The organism is Streptomyces roseirectus (assembly GCF_014489635.1).
Taxonomy (GTDB): domain Bacteria; phylum Actinomycetota; class Actinomycetes; order Streptomycetales; family Streptomycetaceae; genus Streptomyces; species Streptomyces roseirectus.
Genome location: NZ_CP060828.1, coordinates 7766700 through 7781953, shown reverse-complemented (window position 1 = coordinate 7781953; position 15254 = coordinate 7766700). Strand labels below are relative to the sequence as shown.

At 73.4% G+C, this 15254-nt stretch carries 9 protein-coding genes and 1 pseudogene; 2 read left to right on the top strand and 8 right to left on the bottom strand.

Features of this window, described 5'->3' with window-relative positions:
- The first annotated feature begins 185 nt into the window (after positions 1-185).
- Positions 186-1697, top strand: a complete 1512-nt coding sequence (gene glpK, locus IAG44_RS33565; protein ID WP_187750836.1) for a glycerol kinase GlpK — start codon at positions 186-188, stop codon at positions 1695-1697.
- Between the two features lie 63 nt (positions 1698-1760).
- Here glpK and IAG44_RS33560 read toward each other — a convergent pair whose 3' ends face one another.
- From IAG44_RS33560 to IAG44_RS33545, 4 genes are all read right to left on the bottom strand, one after another.
- Positions 1761-2366 carry a GTP-binding protein gene (locus IAG44_RS33560; RefSeq protein ID WP_187752947.1) on the bottom strand — a complete coding sequence of 202 codons (606 nt, stop codon included), beginning with the start codon at positions 2364-2366 and terminating at the stop codon, positions 1761-1763.
- 457 nt (positions 2367-2823) lie between these two features.
- Positions 2824-3219 (bottom strand): DUF742 domain-containing protein, encoded by a 396-nt coding sequence (locus IAG44_RS33555; RefSeq protein ID WP_187750835.1) that lies wholly within the window; start codon positions 3217-3219, stop codon positions 2824-2826.
- 1 nt (position 3220) lies between these two features.
- A complete protein-coding gene (locus tag IAG44_RS33550; RefSeq protein ID WP_187750834.1) occupies positions 3221-3664 on the bottom strand; it encodes a roadblock/LC7 domain-containing protein in 444 nt (147 codons plus the stop codon).
- Positions 3661-6252 carry a nitrate- and nitrite sensing domain-containing protein gene (locus IAG44_RS33545; RefSeq protein WP_187750833.1) on the bottom strand — a complete coding sequence of 864 codons (2592 nt, stop codon included), beginning with the start codon at positions 6250-6252 and terminating at the stop codon, positions 3661-3663. Before IAG44_RS33545 ends, IAG44_RS33550 begins: the two co-directional genes overlap by 4 nt.
- A 454-nt stretch (positions 6253-6706) precedes the next feature.
- Between IAG44_RS33545 and IAG44_RS33540 the strand changes: the two are divergent.
- Positions 6707-7105, top strand: a pseudogene (locus tag IAG44_RS33540) (hypothetical protein); the annotation flags it as partial.
- Between the two features lie 260 nt (positions 7106-7365).
- On the opposite strand, the gene IAG44_RS33535 reads toward IAG44_RS33540, so the two are convergent.
- From IAG44_RS33535 to IAG44_RS33520, 4 genes are all read right to left on the bottom strand, one after another.
- Positions 7366-11916 (bottom strand): coiled-coil domain-containing protein, encoded by a 4551-nt coding sequence (locus IAG44_RS33535; RefSeq protein WP_187750832.1) that lies wholly within the window; start codon positions 11914-11916, stop codon positions 7366-7368.
- Between the two features lie 80 nt (positions 11917-11996).
- Positions 11997-12875: a hypothetical protein gene (locus IAG44_RS33530; RefSeq protein WP_187750831.1), complete on the bottom strand. Its 879-nt coding sequence runs from the start codon at positions 12873-12875 to the stop codon at positions 11997-11999.
- Positions 12876-12894: 19 nt separating this feature from the next.
- The gene (locus tag IAG44_RS33525) at positions 12895-14421 is read right to left on the bottom strand and encodes a hypothetical protein (RefSeq protein ID WP_187750830.1); all 1527 of its coding nucleotides are present in this window, start codon (positions 14419-14421) and stop codon (positions 12895-12897) included.
- 71 nt (positions 14422-14492) lie between these two features.
- Positions 14493-15197, bottom strand: coding sequence for a GntR family transcriptional regulator (locus tag IAG44_RS33520; RefSeq protein WP_187750829.1), 705 nt, complete (start codon positions 15195-15197; stop codon positions 14493-14495).
- Positions 15198-15254 lie beyond the last annotated feature (57 nt).

The following is a 15254-nucleotide window of genomic DNA, read 5'->3' as shown; positions in this document are numbered from 1 at the left end:
CGAAGCCACGCACGGAGCACCGGGACCGTTTCGTCCCGGCCGGGCCCGGGAGAGGCCATGAGCAACGGAGACACCTTCGCCGGCGAGACCGTCGGCACACGCGCGTGCCGTCCGCCCGCCGGACGGTGCGCCGGCCTGAGACCGAGGTCCTGAGAGCCCGAGATCCCGAGCCCGAGGGGGCAGCCATGACGGACACCGCCGACCGGTACGTCGCCGCGATCGACCAGGGCACCACCTCCAGCCGCTGCATCGTCTTCGACCACGGCGGCAAGATCGTCGCCGTCGACCAGCGCGAGCACCGGCAGATCTTCCCGAAGCCCGGCTGGGTGGAGCACGACGCGACCGAGATCTGGGCGCGGACGCAGGCGGTGGTCGCCGGGGCGCTCGCCAAGGCGGGGATCGGAAACGACCGGATCGTGGCACTGGGGATCACCAATCAGCGCGAGACGACGGTCCTGTGGGACCGAGGTACGGGCAAACCCGTGCACAACGCGATCGTCTGGCAGGACACCCGCACCGCGGAGCTGTGCGCTGAACTCGGCGGCGCGGACGGGCAGGATCGTTTCCGTGACCGGACCGGGTTGCCGCTCGCGAGCTACTTCTCGGGCCCCAAGGTCGCCTGGCTCCTGGAGCACGTCCCCGGGCTGCGCGACCGCGCGGAACGCGGCGAGATCGCCTTCGGGACGATCGACTCCTGGCTGATCTGGAACCTCACCGGCGGCGTCGACGGCGGCCGGCACGTCACCGACGTCACCAACGCCGGACGGACCATGCTGATGAATCTGGAGACCCTGCGGTGGGACCCCGAGGTGCTGGCCGCGATGGGCGTGCCCGAGGCGGTGCTCCCGGAGATCCGCTCCTCGGCCGAGGTCTACGGCACCGCCGTCGGGCAGCTCGCGGGCGTCCCGGTCGCCTCGGCCCTCGGCGACCAGCACGCGGCCGTGTTCGGGCAGGCGTGCTACGCGCCGGGCGAGGCGAAGAACACCTACGGCACGGGCAGCTTCCTGCTGCTCAACACCGGCGGCCGGCCCGTGCCGTCCAAGCACGGGCTGCTGACGACGCTGGGCTACCGGATCGGCGGCGAGGCGCCCGTCTACTGCCTGGAGGGCTCGATCGCCATCACGGGCGCGCTGGTCCAGTGGTTCCGCGACCAGCTCGGCATCATCCGCAGCGCCGACGAGATCGAGCCCCTGGCGGCGAGCGTCGAGGACAACGGGGGCGCCTACGTCGTCCCCGCGTTCTCGGGGCTGTTCGCGCCCTACTGGCGCGCGGACGCGCGCGGGGTCGTCACCGGGCTCACCCGGTACGTCACGAAGGCCCACCTCGCGCGCGCGGTGCTGGAGGCGACGAGCTGGCAGACCCGCGAGGTCGTGGACGCCATGCACCAGGACTCCGGCGTGCCGATCACGTCCCTGAAGGTCGACGGCGGAATGACCCGCAACGGCCTCCTGATGCAGCACCAGGCCGACGTCCTGGACGTCCCGGTGATCCGGCCCCGGGTGGCCGAGACGACGTGTCTGGGGGCGGCGTACGCGGCCGGTATCGCCACCGGGTTCTGGAACGACCTCGACGAGCTGCGGGCGCACTGGCGCGAGGACGCGCGCTGGACGCCGTCCATGGACGCGGCCGTGCGGGAGCGCGAGTACGGCAACTGGCGCCGGGCGGTGGACAGGAGCCTGGGCTGGCTCCAGGAGTGACGCCCGCCTGAGCCGCGGCCCGTACCCCGGTCGGCGGGGGTACGGGCCGCTCACGCGCGCGCGTCAGGTACCGACGGTGTGGCGGCGCCGGGTGCCGTGGTCCATGGCATGCTGGACGACGCCGACGAGGATGTCCTTGACGGAGCGCCGGTCGCGCGCGTCGCACAGGAGCACCGGGATGTCGTCGTCCAGGTCGAGCGCCTGGCGGACGGCGTCGGCCGGGTAACGGGCCGCGCCGTCGAAGCAGTTGACGCCGATGATGAACGGTATGGAGCGCCGTTCGAAGTAGTCGACGGCGGCGAAGCAGTCCTCCAGGCGGCGGGTGTCGGCGAGGATCACGGCGCCCAGGGCGCCCTCGGTCAGCTCGTCCCACATGAACCAGAACCGCTCCTGTCCCGGCGTCCCGAACAGGTACAGGGTCAGGTCCTCGCGCAGGGTGATGCGCCCGAAGTCCATCGCGACGGTGGTGGTGTTCTTGCTCTCCACACCGGTGGTGTCGTCGACCGGGCGGCCGGCCTCGGTGAGGATCTCCTCGGTGCGCAGCGGCCTGATCTCGCTGACCGAGCCCACCAGGGTGGTCTTGCCGACGCCGAAGCCGCCGGCGACCAGGATCTTGAGCGTGACGGGCTCGACCGGAGGCTTCCCGCGCTCAGAACGCCCGAAGATCATCGTTCTCACTTCTCCTGCTTGCTGGGATGGGGAGGCGGTCGGCCGTGGCCCGCGCCGCCGGGTGTGTCGCCGCCGGGTCCGACGACGGTGCCGAAGGTGGGTGTGCGCGGGCGGCGGGCCGTCGCGGGGATCGGGCGGAGGCTGCGTCGCGCGGCCGGTGCCGCGTCTGTACGACGCGCGCGCACGGGACGGCGGTTCCGGAACCGTACAGGAGTGGTGAGGGTGCGTGGACCGGTAACCGGCGGGAGTCGCCGGAGGGGGTCGAGAAGGCCGTGTACGGCCGTCTGGGGCCCTCGTGGGCCCAGGGCCGCGCCGGAGGACTCTGAGGGGTCTCCGGCAGCGGCTCACGGGGCGGTGGCCGGTCGTGCGGGCGGCGCGGCGCCAGGGCGGGCACGGTGGCCCCCCGGTCCGTCCGCGGCTGCCTGCTCACGTGCTCACCCCGTCGTTCCCGCACCGGTCACAGCGCCCGGAGGCCGGTGATCACGTCGCGCAGGATGCTCTCGTCCGGCAGCTCGGCGGGCGGCACCGGACGGTTCACGTGGACGAACTTCTTGTCCACGAGGTCCCCGATGAGCACCCGGACCACGCCGATGGGCAGGTCGAGTTCCGCGGCGAGTTCCGCGACCGACTGCGGGGCCACGCGGCACAGGCCGACGATGTCCACGTGCTCCGGGGAGAGCGTGTGGTCGTCCTCCGGGTCGCCCGCGTCGGGTTCGGCGACGACCACGGCGATGAGGTCGAGGCGGTGCTGCCCCGGGCCGGTGGTGCGCCCGCGCGTCATGGCGTACGGGCGGACGACGGGGCCGGCCTCGTCGTCGAACCAGTGCTTCGTTCCCTGACCGTCTGTGCTCATGTCATCCCACTGGCCCGCCGGACGGCAGGTCGGTGCGTGGCGCGGTCCCCAGGTGCACGCCGACCCGCTTGACCAGCAGGGTCATCTCGTAGGCGACCTGGCCGACGTCGGAGTCGGCGTCGGCGAGGACGGCGAGGCAGCTGCCGTCGCCCGCGGCGGTGACGAACAGGAAGGCGTCGTCCAGCTCGACGAGGGTCTGGCGGACGCTGCCCGCGTCGAAGTGCCGGCCGACACCCTTGGCGAGGCTGTGGAAGCCCGAGGCGACGGCGGCCAGGTGCTCGCTGTCCTCGCGCGTGAGGTCCTGGGAGACCCCGGTGGGCAGGCCGTCGCCGGAGAGCACGACGGCCTTGCGGATGCTGGCGACGCGGCCGACGAGCTCGTCGAGGAGCCAGTTCAGCTCGCGCTGCTCGCTCGTCGTGTGGCCGGTCGTCTTCGGTGCGGTCATCGACCGTCCCCCTTCGTTCCTCGTGGTGCTGTGCCGTGGGCGTCGTCGCCCTCGGCGTTCTCCTCGCGCCCGCGCTGCCAGCCGCGCTGGAGCGAGGCCATGCGGTTGCGTACCTGGTCGGCGTCGCGGTCCGTGAGGTCGGTCCGGTCCTCGGTGCGGCGCTCGGGCCCCTCGCGGAGCTGCGGGGCCAGGTTGGCCTGGCGGACGCGGCGCGGGAGCGGGCCCGCGCCGGGCAGCGCGGTGACGCCCTCGGGGCGCAGCGGCTGCGGTACGGCCCGCGGGGGCTCCTCGGGGCGGGGCAGGTGGCTGGAGGCGCCCCTGCGGCGCGAGGGCAGCGGGGCGAGGGAGTCGTCGTCCCGGTCCCAGGGCGACGTGTGGGACGCCGGGTAGCCGTCGTCGTCCTCACGCGCGCGGGGGTCGTCGCCGACGGGGCGGCCGTGCGAGCTGACGAGCTTGGGCGTGCGGCGCGACGGCAGTTCCGTCACGGGCTCGATCCCGGCGCGCCGGCGGCGGAAGAGGGCGTCGTCGTCGAGGGGGAAGCCGCGGGCGTCCAGGCCGACCGGGGCCTCCAGTTCGACGGGGCCGTCCAGGACGGGCGCGGGCATGCCCGGGAGCTGGACCGGGAGTTCCTTCTTGTCCTTCGGCGTGCGCGGGCGGTCGAGGCGGAAGCCGATGCCGTTGGTGTCCGGGACGTCGTCCGTGAGCAGGGTCTCCGGGATGAACACGACGGCTGTCGTGCCCCCGTAGGGCGACGGCTGGAGGGAGACGCGGACGTTCTGGCGCTGGGCGAGCCGGCTGACCACGAACAGGCCGAGCCGGTCGGTGTCGGACAGTTCGAACTCGGGGGTCTCGGCGAGCCTCAGGTTGGCGTCCAGCAGCGCCTCGGGCGCCATGCCGAGGCCCCGGTCGTGGATCTCCAGGGTGAAGCCGTTGGCGACGCGCTCACCGAGCACCTGGACGGCGGTGTGCGGCGGGGAGAACACCGTGGCGTTCTCCAGGAGCTCGGCGACGAGGTGGGTGAGGTCGGCGACGGCGGGGCCGGTGACGGCGATCCGGGGCAGGCGGCGCACCTCGATGCGCTCGTAGTCCTCGACCTCGGCGACGGCCGCGCGCACGATGTCCATGAGCTGGATGGGCTTGCGCCACTGCCTGGACGGCGCGGCGCCGGAGAGGATGACCAGGCCCTCGGCGTGCCTGCGCATGCGCGTGGTGAGGTGGTCGAGGCGGAACAGGTCGGCCAGTTCCTCGGTGTCCTCGGTCCGGCGTTCCATCGTGTCGAGCAGGGTGAGCTGCTTGTGCAGCAGGACCTGGCTGCGGCGCGCGAGGTTGACGAACACCTCGGAGACGCCGGAGCGCAGTTCGGCCTGCTTGACGGCGGCCTCGACGGCGGCCCGCTGGAGGGTGTTGAGGGCCTGGCCGACCTCGCCGATCTCGTTCTTGTCGTACTCCAGGCGCGGGACCTCGGTCTCCACGTCGACCTGTTCGCCCACCGAGAGGCGCCGCATGACGCTGGGCAGCCGCACGGCGGACGCCTCGTGGGCCTCCAGGCGCAGCTGGCGCAGGTCCCGGATGAGGGCGCGGCCGATGCGGACGGACAGGAAGAGCGACAGGAGCAGCGCGATCAGGCCGAAGACGCCGGCGACGACGGCCTTGACGATGACCTCGACGGCGACCGGGCGGACGCGGTCCTGGTAGCGGTCGTTGGCCTGTTCGTCGAGCGTGCCGAGCTGTTCCAGCACGCTGCCTGCGGCGGTGTCCCAGCTGCGCGCGGTGACGCCCTTGGCGGCGCCGTCGTTCTCCATCGCGTTGACGGCGGCGTGTTCGGCCATGCGCAGGGGCGCGGTGCCGGGGCCGGTCCAGAAGCTCTCGTAGCGCTCCCGCTCGGCGTCGGGCAGCTGGGGCAGGCTGATCTCGTAGATGACCTCGCGCTGGGCCTGGAGGTCTGAGACGATCCGGCTCTCCTCGTGGCCGATCCGGCCGGCGACGAGGGCTGAGCCCAGCAGGGCGTCCTCGCGGGAGAGCAGTTCACGCGCGCGTGCGACCGCGACGAGGGCCCGGTACTGCTTGTCCATCTCGACGCTGTCGACGACGTCCAGTTTGGCCAGCAGCGTGTAGCAGGGGTCGATCAGGCGGTTGTACTGGTCGAGGGCCTGGCCGCGCTTGACGGTGCCGTCCTCCACGCCGCGGCGCAGCGAGCCGATGCCGTCGAAGGCGTCCAGGACGGTCGTCAGGCCCTCGACGTCGTCCCGGTCGAGGCTGTCGCGCAGGTCCGGGTCCTTGGTGTTGTCCCGGATCTCGGTGAACGCCTCGTCCGTCGCGGAACGCGTACGGCGCAGGGCCGCGAGCGCGTTCTCGGCGTCGGGGTCGGCGAGGTAGACGAGCGTCTGGCGGCGTTCCTGCTGGATGACCCGGACGGTGTCCTCCAGGGGGTAACCGACCTTCTCCATCAGCGAGGAGACGGTGTAGAGGCGGCTCGCCTCGCGGCCGGTGAGTATCGTGGCGAAACCCCATACCGCGGTCAGCGACACCAGCGGCACGAGGAGAAGCGCCACGATCTTCCGGCGGATCGACCTCCCGCGAAAGCGCATGGCCTCCCCCTGCTCGGACCCCGTCCAGGCGGGGTACGGATGTGCGTCAACAAACGCCGCGAGCCTACTACCGACCCACAGCTAACTCGAAGACCAGTCCGGAACCCGAACTTCCGCTCCGCGGCCGGAGCATGGGGAGTTGTCCGGGCATTGCGGGAGATTGCCGCCAGGAATCGGGCGGAGGCGGCGCGACCGTGGCCAAACTGTTTCCTGCCGGGGTTGGCGAGAATTTGTCGGCGCTTGGGAATCTTCCGGGCGTCTCGTTCGTCCTACTCATCGGGAATTGGGAGCGGAACCGGCCACATGGGCCGCATGCCGCACCTCGGCGGCGTAAATGAGCGCAAGCCGGGCAACCACTGGGGAGCCGGGTCTTCGGACCGGGCAAGGGGGTCGGCCGGCGGTGGGGAGTTGACACGTGATGGGCACGGCGCAGAGCGGTCAGACCGGGCAACGGCAGCCTAGAGCGCGCCCGTTGTGGGTGGAAGAGCCGGCACGGCGGCGCCGGATGCCTGACCCGGTGCGGACGGCGGCGGTGCGGGCGTTCCTGATCATCGCCGTGACGCTGCTCCAGGCGATGGTGGCGTTCTTCTGCACCATGGCCGAGTCCTGGCTGGCCTTCCCGATGGTGATCGGCAGTGTGGCGAGCACGGTGGTCGCGACCTGGGCCGCCCTCGACGTCTGGGTGACCCGGCAGGTCTGGAGCCAGCGCTACGGCGTCGTCTCGGCCCCCAACAGCACGGCGCGCGCCCTGCGCCGCGAACGCCGCCAGGCCCGCCGTCAGGCGCGCGCGGCGGAACGCGCCCAGGAACGAATACGCCGTCAGGGCGGGGCGGGGCAGCTCTCGCACTCCTGAGGTGAGCGGGCGGGGTGTCCGGGGACGACTCGATCCGGACACCGGTACCCGTACGGGGCGGGTGGGGCTCGCGGGCGTTCGGGGGGCGGGAGGGCTGAAGTGAGGGCCCGGTGACGCCCCCGGCGCGTTCGTCCTCTCGGCGGCGCGCCCTCCCGGACGGGAGCCGGGCCCTTGCCGGCGCCTGCCGCGCCTCCAGTGCTTCAGAAGGCCCGGCCGGCGCCGCCTGAACCGCCCGCGCGTGGAAAGCCCGTCCGGCGCCCCTACGACGCGCTGGGTACCGGCCTCTTGAACATCCGTGTCGCCGTGATCTCCGTGTGTACGGCCTCGCCGGCGGGGATCTCGCGGGGCAGGCCCGGCCTGAGGTGTTCCTCGACGGTGATGTACTTCAGCCCGGCGCGCAGGTCGGCGTCGTTGCGCAGGCGGATCACCAGGGGGAACTCTGCGAGGGCGGTCGTGTCGAACAGGCCCGTCGTGTAGAGGAGCTGGACGCCGAGCGCGTCCGAGACGGCCCGCTGGAGTTCCAGCAGGTACGTCGCGTTGGCCCGTCCGATCGGGTTGTCGAGGAACAGCGTCCCGGCGTGCCGGTGCTTGTCACGGCCCCGGTCGTTGGAGCGCAGCGCGGCCATGGTGCAGTACAGCGCGATGGCGGCCGTCAGGAGCTGCCCGCCGGAGAAGACGTCGCCCATCTGCCCGACAGGCACGCGCTCGGCCCGCAGGACGGCGTCGGGCTTCAGGATCTCGACGGCGACGCCCTTGGGCTGGAGGGCGGCGGCGACGCCCCGCAGGAGCAGCGACATGCCGTCCCGCCTGAGGTCGGAGTTCTTCTTGACGGCGGCGCGCGTCGCTTCGTCCACGACCTCGCCGAGGCGTTCGGTGAGCGTCGCCTGGTCGGGCTCCTCGAACCGGATCCGCAGGAATTCCTGCCCGGACCACTCGCCCAGCCCCTCGGGCAGCCGGGAGAGCCGCTGGGCGGACCTGAGGGTCGCCAGCGCCGACTCCACGAGCCCGCGCAGCCGGTCCACGATCGAGTCGCGGTTGCGCTCCAGCTGGGCCAGTTCGTCGGTCAGCACCCGCAGCCGGGGCGCGAACGCGTCGGCCCACTTCTGCGCGTGCTCGGGCAGCGAGGCGGCGGGCAGCTCCCGGATCTGCTGGCGCGCGGGCGTGCGTACCTGCTCGTAGCGCGTGGAGTTGGCGTGCCGGACGAGGACGTCGCCGGCTTCGCGTACGGCCGCGTCGGCGGCGGACAGGTCGCCGGCGCAGCCGCGCAGCGCGCGCCGGGTCTCGGCGGCGGACCTGCGGGCGTCCTCCAGGGACCCGGGGTAGGGCTCGGGGCTGTCCTGGTCGTCGTCGGAGGCGTGTTCGCGCAGCAGGTCGCGGAGCATCGCGGCGACCTCGTCGAAGCCGCTCGCGCCGTCCTCGGCGGAGCGGTGGGCGTCAAGGAGTTCGGCGTGGGCCTCGCGGGCCTGCGCCAGCGCCTCGGTGCGGGAGGCGAGTTCGGCGGTGGCGGTGCGCAGGAGCGCCTGCGCGTGCTCGGCGTCGCGCGGGAGGAGTTCGTCGGACAGCTCGGTGTGGGACTCGCCGTCCTCGGGGGCGAGGCGTTCGTGTTCGCCGCGCAGCCGGCCGAGCTGTTCGCTGGCGGTGGACATGCGGGTCTCCAGGAGCTGCACCAGCTCCTCCGCGCGGGCGGCGGCGGCCTGCCGGGACGGTCCGTCGGAGCCGTCGGGCGACTGGAGGAGCTGTTCCGCGCGCGTGCGGACCTTGTTGCTGAGCCGGTCGAGTTCCGCGCGGGCGGCGCTCTCGTCGCTCTCCGCACGCGCCTGCTCGGCCCTGAGGTCGGCGCCGACGCCGACCTTCTCGTAGACCTGCGAGGCGGCCCGGTACGCCTCCCTGAGGGCCGGCAGGGACGCCTCGGGGGCCTGGGTGCCGTCGACGGGGACGTCGTCGGGGGCGCCCGCGATCTCGGAGCGTTCGGCGCGCAGGGCGCGGGCGGTGCGGCGGGCGTCGTCTGCGGCGCGCTGGGCGGCGCGGCGGTCCTCGTCGGCGGCGCGGGCGCGTTCCAAGCACGCCTGGGCGCGGGCCTCGGACTCGGCCGCTTCGTCGGCGAGTTCGCGGAGGCTGACCTGCCAGCCAGCGCGCTCGCGCAGGCGGAAGGCGAGTCCGGCGAGGGCGTCGGCGGCGCGGCGGGCCTTCTGGGCTGCCTCCTGCTTCTCGTCGCGCACCAGGGCGGCCTCGGCGGCGGCTTCTTCAGTCTCCGCGCGGGTGGTGCGTGCCTCGGTGAGTTCGGCCTCGGCCTCCTCGGCGAAGGCGCGGGCCTCCTCGGCGGCCTGGGCCATCTCGACGAGCCGTCCGGCGGGGCAGCCGGTGCGCCAGGAGGCGAGGCGGGCGGCGAGTTCCCGGTCCTTGCCGAGCCGGGCGGCCAGCGAGCGGATCTCCTCGTCGCGTGCGGTCGCCCGCGCGCGCAGGGCCTGCCGTTCCTCGTCGGCGGCGTGCTCGTCGTGCATGGCGGGGTTCGGCGGGACGAGGAAGACGCTGTCGTCCTGGCCGGAGGGGGTCGGTGCCAGCAGGGCGGCGGCGGTGCCGACGGCCACGGTGGAGCGGGGCAGCAGGGCGGCCTCGGAGAGCGCTTCGCGCGCGCGTACGTGGGAGTCGGGGTCGGTGATGATGACGCCGTCGACGAGTTCGGGGCGGGCGCCGAGCACGCGCGCGTGGTCGGCGGGGTCGACGGACTGGGCGAGGTAGCGCCAGCCGGGCAGCGCGGGGATGCCGTGTTCGCCCAGGAACTCGACGGTGGCCAGGACGTCGGGGCTGGGCGGCAGGAGGCCGCCGTCGCCGAGGGCGCCGAGGATGCGGGAGTCGTCGGCCGCGGCCGTGCGCAGGTCGAAGAGCTGGCGTTCGGCGGAGGAGACGGCGTCGTCGAGGAGGCCGCGCAGTTCGTCGGCGTACCGGTCGAGGTCGGTGGCCGTCAGGGGGTCGCTGCTGAGGAGTTCGGTGAGGCGTTCCTCGGCGGCAAGGGCCTCGGCGATGCGCTGTTCGGCCTCATAGGAGCGGGCGGCGGCGGTCGCGGCGTCGGCCGCGCGGGCGGCGGTCAGTTCGGCGCGGGACTCGGCGGCGGCGGCCTCACGCGCCGTCTCGGTGGCCCGGCGGGCGGCCTCACGGGCGGTGTCCCAGGCGGCGACGGCGGTCTTCTCGGCGTCGCTGGCGGCGAGGGCGGCGCGTGCGGGGTCGGCGTCGGGGGAGCTGTCGTCGAGCCAGCCGGCGCGGACGGCCTCGGTGATCTCCTGCTCGACCTCGGTGAGGCGCTGGCGCAGGTGCTGGGCCTCGCTGCGGGCGCGCTGGGCCTCGGTCGCGGCGGTGGTGTTGTCCCGGTAGGCGCTCTCGCTGATCTCCTGGAGCGCGGCGGAGCGCTCCTCGCCCTCGTTGGCCAGGGTCTCGGCGCTCTCGGCGGCGGCGTGCAGGGCGCGGACGAGGTCCACGGCGGCCTTGGCGCGCGCGGCGAGCGCGGGGGCGGCGTCCCGTTCGGCCTCCTGGATCGCGGCGGACACGCGCGCGACGCGGTCGGAGGCCGCGCGGTGGCGCAGGGCGGCCTCGGCGGCCTGCCAGGCGGCGTGCAGGGTGCGCGCGTCGGCCAGTTCGCGTTTCTGTGCGGCGGCGGTCTTCTCGGCGGCGGCGAGGGCCAGGGAGGCGTGTTGGAAGGCGAGTTCGGCGGCGATGAGCGCGCTGCGCTCGCGGGCGCCCTCGGAGTGCGTGACGGCGTAGGCGGCGGCCGTCACCCGCTGGGCGAGGTCGGCGGCGCGCGTGCGCTCCTGGACGCCGCGTGCGGACAGCCGGCGTACCAGCGTGCGGGTGCGGCGTTCCGCGGCGGTGTGGATGTCGCGTGCACGCGCGCGGGCGTCGGCGGCTTCGACGATGCGGCCCAGGAGGTCCACGGAGCCCGCGGTGAAGTCGCGTTCGGCGATCAGTTCGGCGCGTCGGCCGAGCTTGTTGCCGAATCCGCTGATCAGGTCGGCGAGTCCGTCGGTGTCCCGGGTGTCGGTGACGGCGCGCAGCAGCAGGTCGGTGAAGTCGGCGTCCTTCTTGACGGCGAAGAGGCCGGCGGCCTCGCCCTCGTCGGCGTTCATCTCGCGCTGGTAGCGGAAGAGTTCGGGGTCGAGGCCGAGTTCGGTCAGGTGCTCGACCCACCGGTCGTGGATCTCCTCCCAGTGCACCTCCAGGTGCGGGTACGCCTTGTCGGCGTCGGTGATGGCGTCCCGGAAGCCCTTCATGGTGCGCCGGCGTCCCTGCGCGCCGGAGGCGCCCTCCACGGGCGCGCGCACGGCGGTGGACTCGGCGACGGGGAGGCTGTCCAGGGAGAGGCCGGGGCCGGGCCGGAAGGAGTACCACGCCTCGGCGAACTTGCGGGGGTCGTTGGAGACCTGCCGGCCGCGCCACTCGCTGACCTTGCCGACGACGACGCACTCGCCGGTCAGGACGTGCTGCCACTCCAGGGCGACGTGGCCGCAGTCGTCGGCGAGGAGGAACTTGCGCAGCACGCCGGAGGAGGCGCCGCCGAGGGTGTTGCGGTGGCCGGGGAGCATCACCGAGAAGATCAGCTTGAGGAGGACGGACTTACCGCCGCCGTTCTCCAGGAAGAGCACCCCGGCGGGCGCGGGGCGGCGCGGAGGGCCGACGGGCTCGTCCTGGAAGAACTCCGCCTGCGTGGGCGCGGGGTCGGGCACCACGTCGCCCACTCCTCGCAGGTCGAGCACGGTGTCGGCGTAGCGCGCACCGGCAGGACCGATGGAGTAGAGGCGGACCCGGGACAGCTCGTACATGGCGGCTCTCGTCGTTGAATCTTCGGCGGTGGATCGTCTGGAGGGTTTGTCTGTGGATCGTTGTCAGGGGTGGAAACGGTTCACGCGTGGAACGGCAGCCCGGCGTCGGCGACGAGTTCCAGGTCCTCGGTCTCCTCGGCGGGCATCAGCGTCGGTGTCCCGTCGGTCACCGGCACCACGCCGAGTTCCAGCAGTTCGGCCAGGGCGGCGCTGCCGGCCATGTCCCGCACCTGGAGCTGGTAGCGGGCGGTCGTGCGGTAGGTGCCGCCGTTGTCGTCGCCCGTGCGCTGGAGGAACCCGGAGTCGGTGAGGAAGGCGACGGCCTTGCCGACGATGCCGGTGGTGGACCCGGCGAGCCGCCGGGCGTCCTTGGTCGCGCCGGTCGCGCTGCGCCGCGTCCAGACCCGCCAGGCGGCCTCCAGGCCGGGTGCGTCGGACGCCGGGTCGGTGTTCTCGCCCGTCTCGGCGGCCCGTTCCTCCAGGCGCCGGCACGCCTGGCGTACGAACGCGTCGACGCCGTGGACGCTGACCCGGCCGATGTAGCCGTCGTCGGCGAGGTCTTCCGGGCGGGGGAAGGCCATGGCGGCGACGGCGAGGTGCGCGAGGCCGTGCAGGAAGCGGTCGCTGCCGTCGGCGGACGTCCGGCGCGCGTAGTCGCCCATCCGGACGGCGAACACGGAGTCCTCCCCGGCGGTGACGGCCATCCCCGCGCGCGGGGACACCTCCAGGACGACGAGGCCGAGGCCGGTGGCGACGGCGTCCGCGAGGCGCGCGAACGCCGGGTCCTCCCGGTAGCGGCGCAGCAGTTCGGTGTACTCCTGGTCCCGCGCGGGCTGCAGTTTCGGCTGGAGGCCGAAGGCGACGAGCCGGGCGGCGTCGGCGGCGTCCGCCGGGGTCAGGGCGGCGGGGGTCGGCGGTGCGGGGGTCTCCGGCTCGCTCCGTTCGACGTGCTCACTCACCACAAGTACTCCAGAAACATCAAGCCGCCTCGGTCCGGTCAGCGGCCATTGCGACGGCGTCCAACAAAGCGGTCCCCACGATCAGGTCGGCGCCGCCGAACTCGGGGTCGTCCAGTTCGGTCCCGTCGTCGACGGCGAACAGCAGTTTCTCCTCGCCCTGCCGGTAGGCGGTGCCTACGGCGGGGCTGGCGGCGTGCACGGCCAGCAGGGCGACCAGGTAGGGCAGTTCGGGGTCGGCGCGGCGGGCCTCGGCGAGCAGGCCGGACAGCCTGCGGGGCGCGTCCGCGGGGAGGTCCAGCAGTTCCTTGGCGGCGGCCAGCTGTTCCTCGCTGAAGCGGCTGTCGTCCGGCGTGGCGATCAGGTCCGGCTCGGGCATCTCCGCGCCGAGGTGTTCGCGCTCGACGGGGGGCGTGAGCAGGATCTCGACGAGGTCGGCGACGCGCACGGAGACGGGCGTGCGCATGCCCGCGCCCTTGGCGAAGAACGCCCCGGTGACCCGGGTCGCCTCTTCCAGCGGCAGCGGCAGCACGGGCGCGACGAGGTGGCCGTAGAGGTCTATCCCGGAGGACGTCATGGGCGTCGAGAACGCCTGGCGGTCCTGTTCCGCGCGGAACAGGGGGCCGGCCTCCAGGAGGCGGGACTGCAGCTGGGTGTGGCGGCGGATGCAGTCCTTGACGATGTCGACGAGTTCGGCGGCCCGGCGCTTGTTCTCGGCGTCCTCGATCTCGTCGCGCGCCTTGCGGATGTTGGTGAGGATCGCGTTCTCGTGCCGGTAGCGGTCGGCGACGTGGTCGAGCGCTTCGGCGATCATGTCGGGCACGGCGTTGAGCCAGTCCACCGCGCGCACGTTGCGCCGGGTGGCCTCCAGGGCGCGGCGCAGGGTCTCGGAGTACTGGACGGTCCGGTAGCGGGCCTGTTCGGCGGCGAGCTGGGCGTCGGCGAGCCGGCCGCGCCGGATCAGGACCTCCAGCTTGACCTCGGCGGCGATCTGGGCGCTGGTGACGTCGGTGTCGAGGGCGCCGACGAGGACGTTGACGGCCTCGTCGGTCGTGCGCAGGTAGACGGCGCCGTCGTACCCGGGGACCTCCTCGACGAGCTTGAAGTCGTAGTCGCGGCGCACGTAGCTGCCGTCGGCCGCGAAGGTGCCGTACACCGCGCGGAAGCCGCGGTCGACGCTGCCGACGTTGATCAGGTTCTCCAGGACCCAGCGGGCCACGCGCTCGTGCTCGGCGGCGGGCCGCTGGGGGGCCTGGGCGGCGATGCGGGGCAGGAGGCGGGCGACGATCTGCTCGTGGTCGGCGCCGGTGTCGAAGTCCATGTTCAGGGTGACCAGATCGATCGCCGCGAGGGCGACCTCCGCCATGCCGTAGACCGAGTACTCGCCCGCGAGGTTGGCCTTGCGGGCGTCGAGGTCGTGCAGCGGGGCCGTGCAGGCGAGCGCGCGCAGCCGACGCGCCAGCCCCTCGTCGGCGGCGGGCCCCGGTGCGGGGCGCGGCGCCGCGCTGAGCTGGGGCGGAACGCGGTCCGTCGATGCAGGCGAAGTCACGGTGCACAGCCTAGGTCCTCGGTCTGACAACGACCCAAACGCCGGGGTGGACCAGGACCTCAGGGGGCGTACTAGGGCATGTCAGACACGCGGTGTCCGTACGCCTCCGTCACTCGTTCGCGTGAATCGCGGAGGTAGACCGCGAGCAGCCGCTCCGCCTCCTCGCGCCGCCCCTCCCGCAGGGCCTGGTGGATCTGGTGGTTGCGCGCGAGATACGGCTCGTGCAGCCGGCGCGGGTCGTCCACGAGGTGGAAGGCGAGGCGGAGTTCGGCGAAGACGCTGCGCATCAGTTCGTCGGTGCGGGCGCTGCCGGCGAGGGCGACGAGGGCGCGGTGGAAGTGGATGTTGGCGGTGCCCAGCGATTTCCAGTCACCTTCGCGCAGCGCCGAGCGCCCTTCCTCGACCGCTTCCGCGAGCCCGTCGAGCGCGTACGGGGGTTCACCGAGACCGCGGACGACGGCGCACTCGACCAGCGCGCGCGTGCGATAGATGTCCTCGACGTCCTCGACGGTCAGGACGCGCACGAAGACGCCCCGGTTGAGTTCGTGGACGAGCAGCCGCTCATGGGTGAGCAGCCGGAACGCCTCGCGCAGGGTGTTGCGGGAGACGCCGAGGGCTCCGCCGATGCTGTCCTCGGAGAGCCGGGTGCCGGGCGGGAAGTAGCCCTCGGCGATGCGGCTCCTGAGGATGTCCGCGACCCGCTCGGCCGTGCTGGTGCGCCCCAGGAGAGCGCGATCGTCCGCCAGTCCCGTCAGGTGCCCCGCCCGCTCCGTCATGCCCGGAATTCAACCGCAGGCATCTCAACGAAACAACATGGGTATTGAAGGATCGTT

What these genes read in the sequence shown, in the direction of transcription:
- glpK (WP_187750836.1), top strand. Translation starts at nt 186, where the DNA reads ATGACGGACACCGCCGACCGGTACGTCGCCGCGATCGACCAGGGCACC.
- IAG44_RS33560 (WP_187752947.1), bottom strand. Translation starts at nt 2,366, where the DNA reads ATGATCTTCGGGCGTTCTGAGCGCGGGAAGCCTCCGGTCGAGCCCGTC.
- IAG44_RS33555 (WP_187750835.1), bottom strand. Translation starts at nt 3,219, where the DNA reads ATGAGCACAGACGGTCAGGGAACGAAGCACTGGTTCGACGACGAGGCC.
- IAG44_RS33550 (WP_187750834.1), bottom strand. Translation starts at nt 3,664, where the DNA reads ATGACCGCACCGAAGACGACCGGCCACACGACGAGCGAGCAGCGCGAG.
- IAG44_RS33545 (WP_187750833.1), bottom strand. Translation starts at nt 6,252, where the DNA reads ATGCGCTTTCGCGGGAGGTCGATCCGCCGGAAGATCGTGGCGCTTCTC.
- IAG44_RS33535 (WP_187750832.1), bottom strand. Translation starts at nt 11,916, where the DNA reads ATGTACGAGCTGTCCCGGGTCCGCCTCTACTCCATCGGTCCTGCCGGT.
- IAG44_RS33520 (WP_187750829.1), bottom strand. Translation starts at nt 15,197, where the DNA reads ATGACGGAGCGGGCGGGGCACCTGACGGGACTGGCGGACGATCGCGCT.